The sequence below is a fragment of the Tistrella mobilis genome (assembly GCF_039634785.1).
Lineage (GTDB): Bacteria > Pseudomonadota > Alphaproteobacteria > Tistrellales > Tistrellaceae > Tistrella > Tistrella mobilis.
Genome location: NZ_JBBIAB010000029.1, coordinates 1 through 18,462, shown reverse-complemented (window position 1 = coordinate 18,462; position 18,462 = coordinate 1). Strand labels below are relative to the sequence as shown.

Genomic DNA, 18,462 nt, shown 5'->3' with positions numbered 1-18,462 from the left:
GTCGGCCGGGATCCTGCCGATATACCTCGATCATGGCAGAGCACGGCATTCAACATCGGCGACCCTCCCATATGGTTGCACCGGGGCCCGAAGCGGGGGCAGGCTGCGGGGATGCCGGCTTGCGATGCGGCCGCCATCGTGGCACATCCTGGCCACGCCGTCCGCCCTTCCGGTCTCAGGAGCCCCCGATGCCTGTCCGCCCGATCGTGATGTTTCCCGACCCGCGCCTCACCTCGCCCGCGGCCGAGGTCACCAGCTTCGATGCCGCCCTCGCCGCACTGGCCGACGACCTGCTGGACACGATGCGCGACGCCCCCGGCATCGGCATCACCGCGCCGCATCTGGGCCTTCCGCACCGCCTGGTGGTGATCGAATTGCCCAATGACACGGAAGCCGGGGACGCGGAAGCCGGCGATCCGGCAGCCGACCACCCGGAAGACGTGCGCATCTATGTCAACCCGCGCATCACCTGGTCGTCGGACGACACCGTGATCCACGAAGAAGGCAGCATCTCCATGCCCGGCGTCAGCGAAGAGGTGGAACGCCCGGCGCGCATCCGCCTCACCTGGCAGGACCTGACAGGTGCTGCACACGAGGCCGAGGCCGATGGCCTGCTCGCCATCTGCCTGCAGCACGAAATCGACCAGCTGGACGGCATCTTCTGGACCCGCCGCCTGTCCAGGCTCCGCCGCGACCGGCTGCACAAGCGCTATGAAAAGATGAGGAAGGCGAGCAGCCGGTGACGGCGAGGGATCGGGCCGCCGCCGCCACCCGTCAGAGATCCGGACGATCGGCCGACTCCGCCACCTCCTTCTGGGCGGCAAGAGCGGCCAGGCGCGCCGAAAGCGCCGCCGAGACCGAGGCATAGGCCGTGCTGCCCAGGGTCAGCCGCAGCGGCGGGGCGGCACTTTCGGCCGCAGCGATCATCGCAGCCACGGTTCGGGCCGCATCGCCCTTCACCACGAAACTGCCATCGCCGATCGCGCGCCGCACATCGCCGGCGGATGTCTGCTCATAGACATCCAGTGCATCGGCGCGCACGAGGTTCGCCCCGAAATTCGTCGCCGTGGGGCCGGGTTCCGCGATGATGACATCGATCCCGAAGGGCTTCACTTCCTGGGCGACCGATTCGATGAACCCTTCGATACCCCATTTGGTGGCGTGATAGAGGCTGAAGCAGGGATAGGCGATCTGCCCGCCTTCAGACGAGACCCGCAGGATGCGCCCGCCGCCCTGGCGACGGAGATGCGGCAGGGCGGCGCGGATCAGGTGGATCGATCCGGCGAGGTTGGTGGCGATCTGCAGGTCGATCTGCGCGGTCGTCAGCTCTTCGGCGGCGCCGAACAGACCATAGGCCGCATTGCTGACGACGACATCGATCCGCGGATGCCGGCGGAACGCATCGTCGATGGTGCCGTAGATCTCCGACACCTCGGTCAGATCGAGCCGAACGACGTCGAGACGGTCCCCATACTGCCGCTGCAAATCCGACAGCGGATCCGCCCGGCGCGTGGTGGCGACGACACTGTCGCCTTTTGCAAGAAGCTGCCGCGCCATGTCGAGGCCGAGCCCTGAGGATGCCCCGGTGATGACCCATGTTTTCGTCATGAGGATTACCTTTCTGGTGGTCATCTCCAAGGTAGATCGGGCTTATTGGTGAGATAAGATTTCCAGGATGGGATGACCTGGTGAGGAAATTTCACATATGACGCGCCCCAGCCTGAACGACCTCGCCGCCTTCGCGGCCGTGGCCGGCCACCACAGCTTTCGCAAGGCCGCCGACGCCATGGGGGTGTCGCGTTCGGCGCTCAGCCACACCATCACCGGGCTGGAGCGGAAGCTGGGCATCCGCCTGCTCAACCGCACCACGCGCAGCGTGTCGCTGACCCCGGCCGGCGCGCAGCTCCTCGAACGGCTCGATCCGGTTCTTCAGGATCTCGACCAGGCCCTCGATGCCCTCTCGGATGCGCGCGGGGCGCCGCGGGGCCTGCTGCGGATCAATGCCAACAAGAGCGGCGCTGAATTCCTTCTGAACCAGGTCGTCCCGCGTTTCCTCGATCTGCATCCCGAGGTCGAGCTTGATCTGGTCTCCGAGGGCCGGCTGATCGACATCGTCGAGCACGGGTTCGATGCCGGCGTGCGCCTTTTCGAAGCCGTGCCGCGGGACATGGTCGCGGTGAAATTCGGCGGCGACATCCGCTTCATCGCGGTTGCAGCCCCGTCCTATCTCCAGAACTGCGAACCGCCCCAAACCCCCGACGACCTTCAGGCCCATGCCTGCATCCGCCAGCGCCTGCCGAGCGGAAAGCGCTATCGGTGGGAGTTCTCAAGACACGGAGCCGAGGTCACCATCGACGTCCCGGGCACCCTCACCCTCGACGACAACGATCTTCTGGTACAGGCCGCGGCGGCCGGACACGGCATTGCCTATGTCCCGGAACCCGTCGCCCGGGCCCGTCTGGCGTCGGGGCAGCTGGTGACCGTCCTCGACCCCTGGTGCCCACCGATACCCGGTCTCGCGCTCTACTACCCCCGCAACCGGCACATGCCGGCGACGCTTCGGGCGTTTATCGATGTGATGAAAAGCGCCGACAACACAGGGCGTTGAGGCCGGGGCCACAGGGCATCACCGTCAATCTGGTCCAGCCGGGCCCGATCGATACCGACATGAACCCCGCCGATGGCGAGATGGCGCAGATGATCATCCCGCACACGCCGCTCGGCCGCTATGGCCGGCCGGAAGACATCGCCGCCGCGGTCACCTTCCTGGCCGGACCGTCGGCCGGCTTCATGACCGGCTCGGCCATGACGGTGGACGGCGGATACAACGCCTGAACCGGCAAAACATCTTGTGGCACCACTGACCATCGTGGAAGACGGGCTGCGCCGCGGCCTGGCCATTCTCGATCGCGCCGTTTCCGGCGCCCTGGACCGGATCGAAAGCGGCCTGGCCGGGGACGGCCATTTTCCGGGCACCAGCCTCAACTGGACGCCGGCGGCGCTTTTTCGCCGGGCAGCCCACCACCAGAAAAAGGCTTAAGCGCGGCATAGATGCAGGACTGGACGGGGGTATCGATGCCGGTCGCAAGGCCGGCGCGGTGGATGGTGCCCGCAATCCAGTCCACTTCCAGCCGGCGGCCGCGCTCCAGATCCACCAGCAGCGACGGCTTCAGCGCCGGTGACTTGCCGGCCATGACCGCGGCGGTACGGGCCTCCAGATCATCCGGCACCGCCACCCCCAATGCGCGCGCCACCGCCGCCGCCTCGGCGATCGCCCGGGTCAGCAGGCCGGCGGTCAGCGGGTCGTCGCGCAGCGGCCCCAGCGGCAGGCGGGTCAGTGCGGTCACCCCGCTCGATGCCGAGAAGAAGGTGAATTTCTCCCAGAGTGCCGTCTCGATATCCGGGGCCTCCACCACGTCGAGCCCGGCGCGGCGGCCGAGATCGGCAATGGCCGCCATCACCGCCGGCGGTGCGGCCCGGCTGCCCAGATCCAGCCGTGCATGTGCGCCGGTGTGCAGCACGACCCCGGGCGTCTCGATCCGGGCCGAGACATAGGCGGCAGCCGCCGCCACCCGCTCCGGCCCCAGGATCCGGGCCGCCATCGCCGGGGCGTCGACACCGTTCTGAACCGTCACCAGCACGCCGCCCTCGGCCAGCATGGGTGCTACGGCCGCAACCGCCGCTTCCACGTCATACAGCTTCACCGCCAGGATGATCAGATCGGCCGGCCCCGCCGCCTGCGGATCGGCAGCGGCGCGCACCGCGACCCTTTCCTTTCCACCGCCCGAGACCAGGGTCAGGCCGTCGCGCGCCATGGCCTGGAGATGGGCGCCGCGCCCGACAACCGAGACATCGGCCCCCGCCCGGGCAAGGCAGGCGGCGAGATAGCCGCCGAGTCCGCCGGCCCCCATGATCATGACGCGCATTTCCACTCTCCCGAGTAACCAGAGGTGCCGCATCCTGCCACAGTCCGGCACCTCTGGCGACCCGCTCAGCAGACCATGCGGGCCTTCGCCGCCGCGGCACATTCCGCCCGGGCTTCAGCCTCGCTGCGATCGCGGCCGAAGCCGACCCCGATCGCCCTCGCCCCCGCCTCGTCACCGATTTCGACATAGGCGGCGACCCCCGCCGCCGCACCGTCGATGCGCCGGGTATGGGCCTCGCCGCGCATCACCGTCCAGGCGGCATCGGGCCGGTCGGGCATGGCACGGCCGGCACCCGCCATATAGGCATCCGTGAAGGCGGCCCAGATTTCGGCGGCGGCGAGTTCGCGGCCGGTCTCGTCGGCCAGCTGCTGCAGGCGGCGGGCGAAATCGATCTGCACGAAGCGCGGCAGCTCCAGCCCCTGGGTGTGCTGCAGCACCCAGCTGGCGCCGGCCTTGCCCGACTGGCCGTTCACCCGGATCACCGCCTCGTAAGACCGGCCCAGATCCGCCGGGTCGATCGGCAGATAGGGCAGATCCCAGATGCCGGTATTGCGCCGCTCCCAATCGGCGAAGCCCTTGCGGATGGCATCCTGATGCGAGCCCGAAAAGGCGGTGAAGACCAGGTCGCCGGCATAGGGGTGGCGAGGATGGACCGGCAGGCCGGTCGCCTCGGTCGCCGCACGCACGCTGGCATCGATGTCCGAGAAATCCAGCCCCGGCGCCACGCCCTGGGTGTAGAGGTTGAGCGCGAGCGTCACCAGATCGACATTGCCGGTGCGTTCGCCATTGCCGAACAGGCAGCCCTCCACCCGCTCCGCGCCGGCCATCACCGCCAGTTCGGCCGCGGCGACGCCGGTGCCGCGATCGTTATGCGGATGCACGCTGATCACCACCGCATCCCGCCGGGGGATGGTGCGGCAGACATGCTCGATCCGGTCGGCATAGATATTGGGGGTCGAGACCTCGACCGTGGCCGGCAGGTTGATGATCATCTTTGCCTCGGGCGTCGGCCGGACCAGATCGATCACCGCGGCACAGACCTCGATCGCGAAATCGGGCTCGGTGGCACTGAAGGTTTCGGGCGAGTACTGATATGTCCACCGCGTGCCCGGCCGGCGCGCCATTTCGGCCAGGATCTGCCGCGTGCCTTCCACCGCCAGCGCCTTGACCTCGGCCCGGCCGCCATTGAACACCATCCGCCGGAATTCCGGCGCGATGGCGTTGTAGAGATGCACGCAGGCCCGCGGTACGCCCTCCAGCGCGTCGAAGCTGCGGGCGATCAGATCGGGGCGCGACTGGGTCAGCACCTGAATGGTGACGTCGTCGGGGATCAGCCGCTCGTCGATCAGCGTCCGGACGAAGCGGAAATCGGTGTCCGAGGCCGCCGGAAACGCCACCTCGATCTCCTTGAAGCCGATCGCGACCAGATGCCGGAACAGCTTCAGCTTCGCCGGGACGTCCATGGGGTTCATCAGCGCCTGATTGCCGTCGCGGAGGTCGGTGGACAGCCAGCGCGGCGCCTGGGTGATGCTGCGCGAGGGCCATTGCCGATCGGCCATGTCGGGCATGGTGGCGGCGGGGCGGTATTTCGTCTGCGGGGCGGTCAACATGAAGAAAGCTCTCGTCTCTGCACGACATATGGGTACGGCGGGCCCTGGGCCGCCGGAGACAGCCGTCATTCGGATGCGGGCGATCGGCGTCAGCTGCGCCGGCCGCCGGCGCTAAGTCGACGTGCGAGATCGAACCGGGCCAGATAGTCCCGGACATTGACATGCAGAGAGTGGAGACGAGGTCGCAAGGCGCCACCGGCACGGGCCGGTGGTCTGGATATGGCGGTACACATGGGGGAGATGACTTCAGACGACGGACAGATGCTGGATCACTTCGGCCGGCAGACATGCCGGATCACCCGACCTCTCAGGAGGCCGGGCGGCGAAGTCGAAGCAGGTTGGCCGGCAGCAGGGCTGCGAAGGATGCGGTCGTCATCTGTGCAGCATGGCCGCCGGTGCAACCGCATGTCAAGTCATCCGTCAATGCCCCTGACGAAAGGCGGCCGTGGTCATTCCGGGCCTCGGGCGCGGTCTGAGGGAAAGCGGGCGATTTCCGTGTGATCCGGCGCCACCTCGTGGCCCAGAAACCCCCGGCCGCGATATTCCAGCCAGGCATGGGCGGCGATGCCGCCGGTTTCGGTATCACGCTTCACACCGTAGACGATCTCCACCGGCACGCCGCGACGCCTGAGCATGCTCTGCCCGGCAAGCGCCTGAGGCAGGCAGACCGCCTTGAACGGCACCTTGCGCGCCGCGACCGCCACCAGCCGGCCGATGCGCCAGGACTGGCGCCAGTCCGCATCCGCCCGCAGCACCTCCAGATCGGTGGTGTCGGGCGGCATCAGCCGGGCGCCCTCGGGCCGGCGCGACGACCAGGCCGCCAGCCGGCGAAACGGGATCAGCTTCACCGACGTCACCGCCAGCGCCAGGCAAAAGGCCGCTTCGATCAACAGCAGACGCTGGATCCAGATATCTCCGCGGGGCCGCGGCGGTCGGGTGGCCGGGGCGGCCGGGGCGGCGGGCTCTGTGGTCATGCGGACGGGGCACCGGAAGCAGACGTGGAACGGATGCGGACATCATAGCGGCAGGCCGGAACCACGCCAAGCCGCGCGCGAACCCGCCGGGTCCGCCGGAGAAGGGTGTCGACAACTTGAAGGAAGACAAGAGCAGACTTTCGGCGTATTTTGCACGCATGCGCGATTTCTGTCGCAAATCGGCAATTACTTGAATACACCCTAAATGTATACTGTGTTTCGGGTGTATTTTAGATAAATGATGAAGCAGCCAGATGACCACGACCATGACCGACGCAGCCACCGACCGCGATAGCCCGGATCCGGCCCTGCCGATGGGAAGGCCGACGGCTCATGCCGTGAACGGTCTTTTGCGAAGCCTTGCCGCCCTGTCGGGTGCGGAACAGGCCGTCCTTCTGCTGATGCAGGCCGATGGGTCGGTCCGGCGGCTGGGCAAGGCGGTGCCGATCCCGGGCATCCCGGCGCCGATCTTTCAGCTGCCGGACTGGGTGGCGCCCAATGCCGGCGCCCGACCGGTGGCGATCGGCACCAATATCCGCCCGGCGGCGCTGGGCCTGCCGGCCGCCATGGTCGACGTGGTTCTGGTGCTTGATTCCGGTGATCTGCGCGTCGTGCTCGGCTGGTCGGGCATGCCTGATGCCGCCGGCCGCACCCGGGCCCTGACCGCCTGGTCGGACATCGCCCCGGCGCTGGACGATGTTGTCGGCCAGTATCGCCGCCATGACGCCGAAATGGTCCGGCGCGCGGCCATGGCGCATATCGATGCCGATGTCGACCGTCTGGCCGAGACGGTGGCGGCGGCAAGGCGTCTGTTCCTGGCGCGGATGAGCCATGAATTGCGCACGCCGCTCAACGCGATCATCGGCTTCTCAGAGCTGATCCGGACGCGCGCCCTGGGGCCGCAGGCGATGGATCACTATCTTCGCTATGTCGACGACATTCATATCAGCGGCCGCGAGATGTTACGGCTGGTCGACGACCTGCTCGACCTCGCCCGGGTCGAAGGCCATGCCCAGCCCATCGCGCCTGCCCTGCAGGACCTGGCCGCCCTGCTCCATGCCCCGCTCGACATCATTCGTCAGCGCGCCGAACGGGCCGGTCTGTCCCTGCAGGTGGATATGCCCGCCGGCATGCCGCCCCTGCGCGCCGATGGCGCAATTCTGAAACAGGCCATGCTGCGCCTGCTCGACGACGCCCTGCATGCCTGCCGCGCCGGCGGCGGTATCCGGCTGCGGGCGAAAACCCGAGAGGACGGATCCGGGCATATCGACGTGGAAACCGATGGACGGCTTACGGTCATGCTCCGCGCCGACACCATGGCGACGGCCGATGCCCATGACGTCGATCCCTCGATCCGTCAGGCGGACAGCACGGGGGTCAATCTGCCGCTGGTGGCGGAAGCGATCGAGCGGCATGGCGGCCGGATGACCGTCAGCCCCGGCGACATGCTCACCCGGATTCAGATTGCCCTGCCCGGCCTCGAGACCTGAGCAGCCGGGCGGCGGTGATGTTCAGATGTCAGAACCGTCGCGGCGCGTGGTGACGCAGGCTGCGGGATCTTTGGCGCCGCGTGGATCGGTGGCGCCAGTTCAGGCGCGCTTCAGGCGGCTCGGCAGTTTGACCGCCACGCTCGACACCGCCACCGACGGCTTCGAAGGCTTCAGCACCAGGCCGCGGCCGGACGCCTCCACATTGGCTTCCGGATAGACGGCGAGCACGTCCTTCAGCACTTCCTTCAGGCGGAAGGCCAGAACCCGGTGGCCGCTCTCGCTGCCGAAATGATCCGACAGCGCATGCCAGGGCACGGTGATCTCGCGCTTCAGCGCATGCAGCCGATAGGTCAGCCAGACATAGAGATCGAGGGCGAGGCTCGAATGCTTCAGCCGGGCGATCGCCTCTTCCGACAGCGGCACCGAGTGTTCCATCAGATGCTCGAAAAAGGCTTCGGAGAGCTTCACATGCCGCACCCATTCACCGCCGGTGCGGAACAGGTCCTCGGCATCGCTGTCGTCGCGCCACAGATCCATGCCGTCGACGATGCGCTGATCGGCCAGCCGCGCCTCGGCGCTGCCGCGTTCGAAGCGCATGGTGAACTCACACCGGGCGATGCGCAGCGCCTGCTCGCGAACCGGCGCATAGGAACCGCGCGGACCGCCCGAGGTCGACAGACCCATCTTGCGCAGCCAGCTGGCCATGGTCGGCCCCAGATCGACCACCTGGCTCTGGCTGCGCACCGCCTCGGTCTGGAAATAGATCATGATCAGCCGCGCCTTGGTGCCATAGGGCACCCCGATGTCGACGATCTTGTCCTTGAGCGGCAGGATGCCGGGGCGGATGATCAGCTGATAGGCGCCGTTGCGGCGGACCCAGGGCTCCAGCGGATTCTTCGGCTCACGATGCGGCAGCGCCGCCTGGGCGAAACCCGAATGGAGATAATTGATCGTCTCGTTCTCGAGCGACATCATCTCGTGGGCCCAGCGCACCCGCCGCCGCTCGGCGGCAGAATCCGCCGTCGCCATGACCTGTTCAAGGCCGTGAAGCATGAGCTGCTGATGCACGTCCGCCATATCGACCTCCGGGCTCACGCGCCGGGCGCCATGCTCCTCACATGGTCGTGCCCCGCGCATGGTTTCGGCCGGCCCCTGCCGAAGGGGCGACCCGTTCATGCCTGATCCGTCACGATCCGACTTTACACAGGACGGGCCGCCGGACGGAAGTCCGTCAGGCCCCCGCAACGGCGCCGCACCACGAATCCGTTACAAGTTCAGCGATGCTGCCGCGCCCTGCCGTCGGATGATGACGCGGGGATGACCGCCGTTTCAAGTTCAGCGTTGTTGCCGCATCGCCGCCCCACCTGCCGTTCCCGGCCAGTCGCTACCCCACAGATGGCGGATATCCTCGGTTTTCCACGCTGAACTCGTAACGTTCGGGGGTCTGTTGGCCGGCTTTCGCTGAAAACGCAACGCATCGGCGCTGATCTCGATACGTCGCGGGCCCCGCTCCGCGCTGAACTCGAATCACCTGCCCCGGTTATCCACGCTGAACTCGATACCCCTTCCTATAGAGAGTCCCCTATAGATCTTTCTTACCGATAGGGTGACACAGCATGGTACATGCCATCAGCGTCCAGGCGCCTCCCGCCCCATCTCAACGACCTGGGACAAGGGTCTGTGATGCCGGCCAAAACGGGAGACCTGCATCAACCCCTCCCCTCCCCCTTCAAGGCATCACCCGGCAGTCGGGTACCGGGTTTCGTCCACAGCCGGTCGCCGATTTCGACGCTGAAGTCGATACGCGGTATCAGGTCGTGACGCCGTCATCTTCACGCTGAATTGGTAACGCCCGGTCCCCTCCCCTCCCCTGCTGCCGGCAGCCGAAGCGTTACGAGTTCAGCGTCCGGAGTCACGGAATTCTGCGGGACTCCGGCTCTTTTGGCACAGCTCTCGCTGATTTTGAAACGCCCGCCGCCCGATCTTCAGGCAACGGCCAGATTGTCGGAGTCCGACGCTGAATTGGTAACGCCCGGCCTGCGACCGATGTGCGCGGCCACATCAGGAATCAGGTCAACCATCAACTTCGTGATTGATGCGTTGATGGCGGCGTGCGATGCTGTCAGCCGAACGGTAACGGGGACCGCGCCCCCTCGAGACCGGCTTCCATCCCGTCACGCTCCAGCCGCCCGCCGGCTGGCCATCATCCGATCCGGAAAGGCTCCCCTTATGAGGCTGTCCCGATGAACGGCGAACGTATGCGCGAACTTCGCCAGCAGCTGCGCTTCAGCCAGGCCGACCTGAAGGAAGCCCTGAACCAGATGCTTGGCCGCAGCTATGACAAGCCCAAGATTTCGCGCTGGGAAAACGGCCGCGATCCGATCCCGGCGGATGTCTCGATGGCGCTGAACCGCCTGGTCGAAGGCAAGGGGCGCGAGGCGCGGACGATTGTTTTCGCCAATCAGAAGGGCGGGGTGGGCAAGACCACCAGCGCGCTGAACCTGGCCTATGCCCTCAGCCGGGGGGATCACCGGGTGCTGCTGGTCGATATGGACCCCCAGGCCACCGCCACCGTTGCCCTTCTGGCTGATGGTGCCGTCGAAGCCTATCGCCAGCGCCGGACCATGGCGCAGGTGATCCTGGGCGATGTGCCGATCGCCGAGGTCATCATCAAAGCCGGCGAAGAGATCATACCCGACCGGGCGCCGCTCTGTGATCTTGCCGCCAGCCATATCGATCTGGCCGAGACCGATGGCCGGCGCGAACCCGGCTTCGACATCACCCTGCGCGAAGCGCTGGAGCAGGTGCGCGACCGCTATGACTTCATCGTCATCGATGCCCCGCCCAATCTGGGCATGCTGACCTGGATGTCGCTGGCGGCCGCCGACGACGTGATGATCCCGGTGCGCACCGAACCCTACGACACCATGGGTGTGGGCCTTATTCTCGGCACCATCAACAAGGTGCAGCGGCGACTGAACCCGGCCCTCCGGCTGGCCGGTATCCTGCCCACCCAGTATGGGCGGCGGAAATCGGTCGACCGCGAAGTGCTGGCCCATCTGGTCCAGGCGATGGGCGATATCGCGCCGGTGCTGGAGCCGGTGCCGAACAGCGCCGTCTTTGGCCATGCCGCCCGCAATGGCCGCATCGCCCTTGAAGCCTCGCCGTCGAGTGCCGCACCTTCGGTCTATCTGCGACTGGCCGCCGGCATCATCGGCGACACCCCCCTGCCCCGCGCTGATGTCGATGTCAGCTATGCCGGCATTGATGAGGACGAGGTCTGATGGCTCCGCGACGCAAGGCCCCCTCCCCCATTCTCGGCGCCGTGCGCGAGATGATCGCCGATGCCTCCGATACGCTGGTTACCGAGAACAGCCGGTTCAAGCACACGTTCGAAGTGGCGATCGACAAGATCAGCCCCGACCCGGATCAGCCGCGCAAGCATATCGACGACGAGGCGATCGCCGAGCTGGCCCGCACCATGGAAGAGCACGGCCAGCTGCAGCCGATCCTGGTGCGGCGCGATCCGGCCGACCGGCGCCACTACGTCATCGTCGCCGGTGAGCGGCGCTACCGTGCTGCACGGCTGAACGGATGGCCCACGCTGCTTGCCATCGAGCACGATGCCGATCCCGAGATCGCGGCGCTGATCGAAAACCTGCAGCGCGTTGACCTGTCGCCGGTGGACGAGGCACGCGGGCTCGCCCGCCTGATCGAAGGCCGCGGCTGGAGCCAGGCCGAGGCCGCCGGCGTTCTGGGCAAGGCCAAGAGCGAGATCAGCGGCGTGCTCCGGATCCTCACCTTGCCGGATGATCTGCTTGATGCGGTTCTGACGTCAGAACTGACCCTGCCCAAGAATGTGCTGGTCGAGCTGGCCCGCATCGAGACCCCGGCCGTTCGCGACCGCCTGGTCGCCCTCGCCTTCGAGGGCAAGCTGACGGTCCGCGCCCTCCGCGCCGCTCGGGCCGAGGATAGTGGCAAACCCCCGAGGCTGCCCGAGCACGACGCTGAAGTTGAAACGGCTGCCACGCGCACGGCGCCGGGCAAGCTGTCGCTGCGGCAGCTCGATCGTCTGGCGCTTGCGCTTGAAGCCGCCGCCCATCGTGGCACGCCCCTGAGCGCCGCCGAGCGTGAGCGTCTCGAAATCGTCCGGCATCATATCGAGGCCCTGCTCAGCGGAAGCTGACGCAGAACGGCGACGCTGAAGTTGAAACGGCAGGGCCTTCGCGCCCTGCCGTTTGTCGTTCCGGTGTCGCGCTTCCGGATCTCATATCAGGCTGGACCGGCCGCGTGGATGCCTCCCTTGTGTCAGCCGATGCGCTTGGTCATGAAGACCCGCGAGAACCCGTTATCGATCCGGCGCCCGGTCTCGACATAGCCGTGGCGCGCATAGATCGCGACATTCCGTGCCATCAGCACATGGGTGTAGAGCCGGACCTCCGGGAGCTTCAGTTCGGCCGCCCGGGCTTCGGTGAAGGCGAGCAGCTGGCCGCCGAGACCGGTGCCCTGGGCCGAGGGCGCCACTGCGATGCTGTGCAAGAGGAGATGGTCGGTGTCCGGCATCAGGATCACCAGACCGCCAGGAGCCGACGCGGTTCCGACCGCCGGACCGGTAGCGTCTGCCAGCCAGACCTCGACATCGGGATCGGCGAGCAGGGCAGGGACATCGTCACCCATCGGCCCGGGCTCTCGCCCGATCACCGGGATCCAGGGGGCGTAGGCGGCCGTCGTGATATCGATGATCGCTGCGGCGTCGTGAAGCGTCGCCCGGCGGAGCGCCGGCGCTGGTGGCTGGTGGCACGGCACCCGGGGGCCGGCCCCGGTGCCGTCCGGCAGGTCGATGGTCATCATGTCCGTCCTCGGCAGCGCCGTCCTGATCTTGAAAGCCGGGCAGGGGCGGGCGATGCCATCGCCCGGCCGTTCCGTCATCATAGAACCATCCGGGGCTGGGCTTCCTGCGTCAAACTGCCTGGGGATCAGCGGCAGAGGCGGACCACGCTGAATTTGTAACGCGGGGCCGATAAACGACCGGGCCGGGCGTATCAGCTTCAGCGACCCCTTCCACATGGTCGCGGGCTTCGCTGAAGACGATACGGCGGCACTGTGTTCTGATGTCAGAATGGGGCGCTGAGGGAACCGCGAGGGCAGACCATGACCGATGGCATCCGATGAGGCGTGGCGTTACGAGTTCAGCGTTGGAAAGAGGGCTGTAAGGCCTGAAAGCGTGTTTACGAACAGAGCTGTGGGGTGCGCCCCAGGCATCTCCGCGCCCTGAAACAGGACATCAGGGCCCGATAATGATCGAGGCCGCGGTCTGCCGTATCAAACTCAGCGCCTGGCGTTACGAGTTCAGCGCTGCCGAAGAGCGTCGTTAAGGGTCGCGGGTCTTGACGTCGACGGCCGGGAGCCGGAGAGTGGCGGCGCCTGCTGCCCATCAAAAGCCGAGCCCTTGATGTCCCTGCCCCATGCCCTGCTTACCTCGCTGCTGGAGCGGCCCTGTTCCGGGTCGGAACTGGCCGGCCGGTTCGACCGCTCGATCGGCTATTTCTGGCAGGCGAGCCATCAGCAGATCTACCGGGAACTCTCGCGGCTGGAGGCGGGGGGATTGATCGAGGCGCTGGAACCCGAGGCGAGCCGCGGCCGGCCGCGGGCCTACCGGGTGCTGCCGGCCGGGCGCGCCGAGCTTGCACGCTGGGTGGATGAGGTGTCGGAGCCCCGGCCGCTGAGGGATGAGTTGATGGTGCGGCTGCGCGCTGCCGCGGTTCTGGGCACCACCAGCCTGGCGGAGGACCTCCGGAGCCGGTTGCAGCGGCACCGCGACATGCTGGCCCGCTATCGCGAGATCGAGGCCCGGGACTTCACGCCGCCGCCGGCCACGCGGGATGCCCGCCTTCGCCATCTGGTGCTGAAGGCGGGCATCCGGCACGAGAGCAACTGGATTGATCTCTGTGTCGATGCTCTGGAGATTCTGTTGGCGGACTGACCCGCCGACAGCGCGCGTCCCGCCGGTTTCCGGGCGCCGGCGTGTCGGAAAATGGCTCTAACGCAGGGCCGCCCGCAGGATTTTGCCCACCGGGGATTTAGGCAGGGCCTCTCTGAACACCACCTGTTTCGGCACTTTGTAGGCGGTGAGTGCCTTGCGGCAATGGGCGATCAGCTCTGCCGCCTCAATCTCCCGGCTGACGGAGACGAAGGCGCGCAGGGCTTCGCCGGTGGTGTCGTCGGGGACGCCGATGACCGCCACATCGACAACCGCCGGGTGCTCGGCGATCACCGCTTCGACCTCGTTCGGATAGACATTGAAGCCTGAGACCAGGATCATGTCCTTCTTGCGGTCGACGATTTTGAGCCGCCCGTCCTCCCAGACGCCGATATCGCCGGTGCGCAGCCAGCCATCGATGAAGGCCTCTGCGGTCTGCGCTGGTGCGTTGAGATAGCCTGAGACGACATGCGCGCCGGCCACCAGGATCTCCCCCGGTACCCCGGGGGCCGTAGGACGACCGTCGTCATCGACCAGGCGCACCTCGCAGCCGGGGATCGGGATGCCGACCGTGCCCGGCCGGACCAGGGCCGGATTGGCCTGGTTGCAGGCGATGATGCAGCAGGTTTCCGTCATCCCATAGCCTTCCAGCACCGGCCCGACCCGGCTGCTCCAGGCGGTATGGGTGCCAGGCCGGAGGGCGGTGCCGCCCGAGATGGCGAAGCGCAGCCGTGGCGGGTTGGCAATGAACCACGGTTCCGCCAGCAGGCCGGCGAAAAGCGTGTCGACCCCGGTGGTCCAGTCGATGCGATGGTCCCTGAACACCGGCTCCAGTGTGGCCAGCGGGCGCGGATTGGCGATCAGCAGGTTGCGGGCGCCGGCCTGGAAAAACAGCAGGAAATTCAGGGTGAAAGCGAAGATATGGTACATCGGCAGCAGGGTCAGGATGGTCTCCCCCGGCTGCGGCGCACCGTCTTCGGCCGGCAGATGCGCCCATGTCTGGCCCAGCACCGCGCGCAGATTGCGATCGGTCAGGATCGCGCCTTTCGACCGCCCCGTGGTGCCGCCGGTATACTGGTAGAGGGCCACGGCATCACGGGTACGAGGCGGCAGGCGGAGAGGGGAGGGTGGGGCATCACCCGCCAGAAGCTCTGCAAAGGGCAGGGCCTCGCCCGGTGTGATCATCACCACCCTGAGGTTCGGATCCGCAAGGGCCTGTTCAAGCTGGTCCAGGCCGATCGGGGCCGTGATCAGTACCCTGGCGCCGCAATCCTCCAGCTGATGATTGAGCTCCCGGGCGGTGTAGAGCGGATTGACGTTCGAGACGATGGCACCGGCCTTCCAGGCGGCAAGCACCGCCAGCGGATAGTGCAGGCAGTTGGGCAGTCTGATCGCAACCACGGTACCGGGTGCGACGCCGAGAACGTGCATGAACCCCATGGCGAGCCGGTCGGTGAGGGCATCGACCTCGGCGAAGCTCAGGTTCTGGAGCCGGCCATCAGGGGTCGGAAAGGCGAAGGCTTGGGTATCGCCGAAGCGCGCCGCGGCCTCGCGCGACAGGGCATCCAGGCCCGGCGGCGACGGATCGGGCCGGAAATCGCGCAAGGATGCGGGTTCCAGCGCCGACCACGGGCGGGGCCAGGCGCTGGAATCAGGATGAAAGGGGGGCATGCGTGGCTCCGAGGAAGGCCGTGGATCAGGTTTGGGCCGTGAATCAGGTTTGGGCCGCGGATCAGGCCTTGGCCTTGAATGCCGGCAGGCTGCCGCCCACCCGCGCCGCCATGCGGGCGCCCAGCGCCTGCAACCCGCTCATCGGCCGGACCATGACCTCGAAATCCCGGATCAGCCCGTCGGCATCGAAACGGATCATGTCGATGCCCTTCAGGCTGCGGCCGTCGACCGTGGCCGAAAATTCCAGCACCACATCCAGCCCGTCATCCGACACGAAGCTGCGGTGATAGGTAAAATCCTCGAAGACCTCGATGACATTGCTCAGCGCCAGCACCAGCGCATCGGCAGAGGCATAGGCGTTATGGGCCATGGGGGAGCGGAACACCGCCTCCGGATGGGCGATCTCGCGCAGGCGGCCGAGATCATGGGCCTCCATCATCTGGTGCCAGAGCTGAAGCGAGGCTTTGACGGCGGGGGCGGCGGCTTCGGGGATGTGCAGAGCGGTCATGGCGCGTTTCCTCGTATCGGTCTTGTTGGGGAAGTTCTGACGTCAGAATGTCGCGGCGAGGCGTGTGCCCTGGTCGATGGCGCGCTTGGCGTCGAGTTCCAGGGCCAGATCGGCACCGCCGATCAGATGAACCGTGCAGCCGGCCGCCTCCAGCGCCGCGGCCAGGCTGCGCTCCGGCTCCTGCCCGGCGCAGATCACCACGCTGTCCGCGGGGATGACCCGGGTCTCGCCGCCCGCTGTCACCACCAGCCCGTCATCGTCGATCCGCTCATAGGTGACGCCGCCGGTCATGGTCACGCCCCGGGCCTGCAGGGCCGCGCGGTGGATCCAGCCGGTGGTCTTGCCGAGCCCGGCGCCCGGCCGGCCGGCCTTGCGCTGGAGCAGCTGCACCTGGCGTGCGGCGGGGCGGGGGGCCGGCTTGCCCAGCCCGCCCGGCGTCGCGGGGTTGGTGTCCACGCCCCAGTCACGGGAAAAATCTTTAATACTATCGGGTCCGTGGGTTTCGCCATGGGTCAGCAGCTCGGCGACGTCGAAGCCGATGCCGCCGGCGCCGATGATCGCCACCCGATCCCCCACCGGCTTGCGGTCGCGCAGCACATCCAGATAGCCCAGCACCTTCGGATGGTCGCGCCCGGCAATCTCGGGCTCGCGCGGCACCACGCCGGTCGCCAGGATCACGGCGTCGAAACCGCCGGTGGCCAGCTCCTCCGCCGTCACCCGGTGGCCGGTCCGCAGCGCCACCCCCGTCACCTCGATCCGCTTGCGGAAATAGCGCAGCGTCTCGTGGAACTCCTCCTTGCCCGGGATGGTCTTGGCCAGGTTGAACTGGCCGCCGATCTGGTCGTCGGCCTCGAACAGCGTCACCTGATGGCCACGCTCGGCGGCGGTGGTGGCGAAGGCGAGCCCGGCCGGGCCGGCACCGACCACGGCCAGCCGCTTCGGCGCCGCGGTCGGCGCAATCACCAGCTCAGTCTCGTTGCAGGCCCGCGGATTGACCAGGCAGGAGGTGATCTTGCCACCGAAAGTATGGTCCAGGCAGGCCTGGTTGCAGCCGATGCAGGTGTTGATCTCATCGGCGCGGCCGGTGCGGGCCTTGCGCACGAAATCGGCATCGGCCAGGAAGGGGCGGGCCATCGACACCATGTCGCAGGCCCCCTCTGCCAGCAGCCGTTCGGCCAGCTCCGGCGTGTTGATTCGGTTGGTCGCCACCAGGGGCAGGCCGACCATGCCCTTCAGCCGCTGCGTCACCCAGGCGAAGGCGCCGCGCGGCACCCGGGTCGCGATGGTCGGCACCCGCGCTTCGTGCCAGCCGATGCCGGTGTTGATGATGGTGGCTCCGGCCGCCTCGATGGCGCGGGCCAGGATCGCCACCTCCTCGAAGGTCGATCCGCCCTCTACCAGATCCAGCATCGACAGACGGTAGATGATGATGAAGTCGGGGCCGAGCTTTTCCCGCACCCGCCTGACGATCTCGACCGGGAAGCGGATCCGGTTCTCGTAGGGCCCGCCCCACTCGTCGTCGCGGTGGTTGGTGCGCGCGGCGATGAACTCGTTGATCAGATAGCCTTCCGATCCCATGATCTCGACGCCGTCATAGCCGGCCTCGCGGGCGAGGGCGGCGCAGCGCACGAAATCCGCGATCGTCTCCTCGACCTCGGCACCGGTCAGCGCATGGGGGCGGGCAGGGTTGATCGGCGCGCGCACCGCACTCGGCGCCACCAGATCCGGATGATAGGCATAGCGGCCGAAATGCAGGATCTGCATGGCGATGCGGCCGCCTTCGGCATGCACCGCGTGGGTCACGATCCGGTGGCGGCGGGCCTCGTCGGTGGTGGTCAGCATCGCACCCCCGGGCAGCGGCCGGCCCCGTTCATTGGGCGCGATGCCGCCGGTCACGATCAGCCCCACTTCGCCGCGCGCCCGTTCGGCATAGAAGGCGGCCATCCGCTCGAACCCCTGCGGCGCCTCTTCCAGGCCCAGATGCATCGAGCCCATCAGCACCCGGTTGGGCAGGGTCATGAAGCCCAGATCCAGCGGCCGGGTGAGGGCCGGGAAAGCGGATGAGAGGGGAGGGGAGGGCGGGGCAGGGGAGAGGTGGGCAGGGGAGAGTGGGGTGGGAGTGGGCAGGTCGTCGGTCATCCTCGGCGCGCTCCGGCTTTTATGCAACCAGTTGCATGAACTCTAGAGCAAATTACCCAGCATAGGAATCAGGGGATTCCCCTCAGCCGTCAGTTGTGATTCAAGATAGAGGCTGGAGAAGGAGGCCAGCCTGTATGGCGAAAGCTCTTTCCGTCGACCTGCGC

General features: G+C 67.3%; 15 protein-coding genes and 1 pseudogene. 7 read left to right on the top strand and 9 right to left on the bottom strand.

The window, feature by feature from the left end; all coding sequences use genetic code 11:
* Nucleotides 1–188 precede the first annotated feature (188 nt).
* A complete protein-coding gene (locus tag WI697_RS24645) occupies nucleotides 189–743 on the top strand; it encodes a peptide deformylase (RefSeq protein ID WP_345960295.1) in 555 nt (184 codons plus the stop codon).
* Between the two features lie 31 nt (nucleotides 744–774).
* Here WI697_RS24645 and WI697_RS24640 read toward each other — a convergent pair whose 3' ends face one another.
* Entirely contained in the window at nucleotides 775–1,608 is an 834-nt protein-coding gene (locus WI697_RS24640) for an SDR family oxidoreductase (protein WP_345960294.1), read from the bottom strand.
* A gap of 97 nt (nucleotides 1,609–1,705) precedes the next feature.
* On the opposite strand from WI697_RS24640, the gene WI697_RS24635 reads away from it, so the two are divergent.
* Both WI697_RS24635 and WI697_RS24630 read left to right on the top strand, forming a co-directional pair.
* Nucleotides 1,706–2,608, top strand: coding sequence for a LysR family transcriptional regulator (locus WI697_RS24635; protein WP_345960293.1), 903 nt, complete (start codon nucleotides 1,706–1,708; stop codon nucleotides 2,606–2,608).
* Nucleotides 2,609–2,613: 5 nt separating this feature from the next.
* Nucleotides 2,614–2,835, top strand: a pseudogene (locus tag WI697_RS24630) (SDR family oxidoreductase); the annotation flags it as partial.
* Nucleotides 2,836–2,981: 146 nt separating this feature from the next.
* Here the strand turns inward: WI697_RS24630 and WI697_RS24625 are convergent.
* The 3 genes from WI697_RS24625 to WI697_RS24615 all read right to left on the bottom strand — a co-directional run bounded on the left by WI697_RS24625 (nucleotide 2,982) and on the right by WI697_RS24615 (nucleotide 6,510).
* The gene (locus WI697_RS24625; protein WP_345960292.1) at nucleotides 2,982–3,926 is read right to left on the bottom strand and encodes a ketopantoate reductase family protein; all 945 of its coding nucleotides are present in this window, start codon (nucleotides 3,924–3,926) and stop codon (nucleotides 2,982–2,984) included.
* A gap of 65 nt (nucleotides 3,927–3,991) precedes the next feature.
* Nucleotides 3,992–5,536 carry a 2-isopropylmalate synthase gene (locus WI697_RS24620; protein ID WP_345960291.1) on the bottom strand — a complete coding sequence of 515 codons (1,545 nt, stop codon included), beginning with the start codon at nucleotides 5,534–5,536 and terminating at the stop codon, nucleotides 3,992–3,994.
* Between the two features lie 449 nt (nucleotides 5,537–5,985).
* Entirely contained in the window at nucleotides 5,986–6,510 is a 525-nt protein-coding gene (locus WI697_RS24615; protein ID WP_345960290.1) for a lasso peptide biosynthesis B2 protein, read from the bottom strand.
* A 254-nt stretch (nucleotides 6,511–6,764) separates the two neighbouring features.
* Here WI697_RS24615 and WI697_RS24610 point away from each other — a divergent pair, with 254 nt between their 5' ends.
* Entirely contained in the window at nucleotides 6,765–8,000 is a 1,236-nt protein-coding gene (locus WI697_RS24610; RefSeq protein ID WP_345960289.1) for a sensor histidine kinase, read from the top strand.
* A 99-nt stretch (nucleotides 8,001–8,099) separates the two neighbouring features.
* Here the strand turns inward: WI697_RS24610 and WI697_RS24605 are convergent, their stop codons facing one another.
* Nucleotides 8,100–9,077: a replication protein RepA gene (locus WI697_RS24605; RefSeq protein ID WP_014753345.1), complete on the bottom strand. Its 978-nt coding sequence runs from the start codon at nucleotides 9,075–9,077 to the stop codon at nucleotides 8,100–8,102.
* A 1,166-nt stretch (nucleotides 9,078–10,243) separates the two neighbouring features.
* On the opposite strand from WI697_RS24605, the gene WI697_RS24600 reads away from it, so the two are divergent.
* Both WI697_RS24600 and WI697_RS24595 read left to right on the top strand, forming a co-directional pair.
* Entirely contained in the window at nucleotides 10,244–11,284 is a 1,041-nt protein-coding gene (locus tag WI697_RS24600; RefSeq protein ID WP_156503299.1) for an AAA family ATPase, read from the top strand.
* Nucleotides 11,284–12,186: a ParB/RepB/Spo0J family partition protein gene (locus WI697_RS24595; protein ID WP_345960288.1), complete on the top strand. Its 903-nt coding sequence runs from the start codon at nucleotides 11,284–11,286 to the stop codon at nucleotides 12,184–12,186. Before WI697_RS24600 ends, WI697_RS24595 begins: the two co-directional genes overlap by 1 nt.
* 122 nt (nucleotides 12,187–12,308) lie before the next feature.
* Here the strand turns inward: WI697_RS24595 and WI697_RS24590 are convergent, their stop codons facing one another.
* On the bottom strand, nucleotides 12,309–12,851 hold the full coding sequence (locus WI697_RS24590) for a GNAT family N-acetyltransferase (RefSeq protein WP_345960287.1): 543 nt from the start codon (nucleotides 12,849–12,851) through the stop codon (nucleotides 12,309–12,311).
* Between the two features lie 601 nt (nucleotides 12,852–13,452).
* On the opposite strand from WI697_RS24590, the gene WI697_RS24585 reads away from it, so the two are divergent.
* On the top strand, nucleotides 13,453–13,983 hold the full coding sequence (locus WI697_RS24585) for a PadR family transcriptional regulator (protein ID WP_345960286.1): 531 nt from the start codon (nucleotides 13,453–13,455) through the stop codon (nucleotides 13,981–13,983).
* 57 nt (nucleotides 13,984–14,040) lie between these two features.
* Here the strand turns inward: WI697_RS24585 and WI697_RS24580 are convergent, their stop codons facing one another.
* From WI697_RS24580 to WI697_RS24570, 3 genes are all read right to left on the bottom strand, one after another.
* Nucleotides 14,041–15,585 carry an AMP-binding protein gene (locus WI697_RS24580; RefSeq protein ID WP_345960285.1) on the bottom strand — a complete coding sequence of 515 codons (1,545 nt, stop codon included), beginning with the start codon at nucleotides 15,583–15,585 and terminating at the stop codon, nucleotides 14,041–14,043.
* Between the two features lie 127 nt (nucleotides 15,586–15,712).
* A complete protein-coding gene (locus tag WI697_RS24575) occupies nucleotides 15,713–16,159 on the bottom strand; it encodes a nuclear transport factor 2 family protein (RefSeq protein ID WP_345960284.1) in 447 nt (148 codons plus the stop codon).
* 42 nt (nucleotides 16,160–16,201) lie between these two features.
* Nucleotides 16,202–18,298: an NADPH-dependent 2,4-dienoyl-CoA reductase gene (locus tag WI697_RS24570; RefSeq protein ID WP_345960283.1), complete on the bottom strand. Its 2,097-nt coding sequence runs from the start codon at nucleotides 18,296–18,298 to the stop codon at nucleotides 16,202–16,204.
* Nucleotides 18,299–18,462 lie beyond the last annotated feature (164 nt).

Bases quoted from the DNA above. Each gene is read 5' to 3' on its own strand.
- WI697_RS24615 (WP_345960290.1), bottom strand. From the start codon at position 6,510: ATGACCACAGAGCCCGCCGCCCCGGCCGCCCCGGCCACCCGACCGCCG.
- WI697_RS24605 (WP_014753345.1), bottom strand. From the start codon at position 9,077: ATGGCGGACGTGCATCAGCAGCTCATGCTTCACGGCCTTGAACAGGTC.
- WI697_RS24640 (WP_345960294.1), bottom strand. From the start codon at position 1,608: ATGACGAAAACATGGGTCATCACCGGGGCATCCTCAGGGCTCGGCCTC.
- WI697_RS24585 (WP_345960286.1), top strand. From the start codon at position 13,453: ATGTCCCTGCCCCATGCCCTGCTTACCTCGCTGCTGGAGCGGCCCTGT.
- WI697_RS24600 (WP_156503299.1), top strand. From the start codon at position 10,244: ATGAACGGCGAACGTATGCGCGAACTTCGCCAGCAGCTGCGCTTCAGC.
- WI697_RS24635 (WP_345960293.1), top strand. From the start codon at position 1,706: ATGACGCGCCCCAGCCTGAACGACCTCGCCGCCTTCGCGGCCGTGGCC.
- WI697_RS24590 (WP_345960287.1), bottom strand. From the start codon at position 12,851: ATGATGACCATCGACCTGCCGGACGGCACCGGGGCCGGCCCCCGGGTG.
- WI697_RS24620 (WP_345960291.1), bottom strand. From the start codon at position 5,536: ATGTTGACCGCCCCGCAGACGAAATACCGCCCCGCCGCCACCATGCCC.
- WI697_RS24610 (WP_345960289.1), top strand. From the start codon at position 6,765: ATGACCACGACCATGACCGACGCAGCCACCGACCGCGATAGCCCGGAT.
- WI697_RS24570 (WP_345960283.1), bottom strand. From the start codon at position 18,298: ATGACCGACGACCTGCCCACTCCCACCCCACTCTCCCCTGCCCACCTC.
- WI697_RS24595 (WP_345960288.1), top strand. From the start codon at position 11,284: ATGGCTCCGCGACGCAAGGCCCCCTCCCCCATTCTCGGCGCCGTGCGC.
- WI697_RS24625 (WP_345960292.1), bottom strand. From the start codon at position 3,926: ATGCGCGTCATGATCATGGGGGCCGGCGGACTCGGCGGCTATCTCGCC.
- WI697_RS24645 (WP_345960295.1), top strand. From the start codon at position 189: ATGCCTGTCCGCCCGATCGTGATGTTTCCCGACCCGCGCCTCACCTCG.
- WI697_RS24575 (WP_345960284.1), bottom strand. From the start codon at position 16,159: ATGACCGCTCTGCACATCCCCGAAGCCGCCGCCCCCGCCGTCAAAGCC.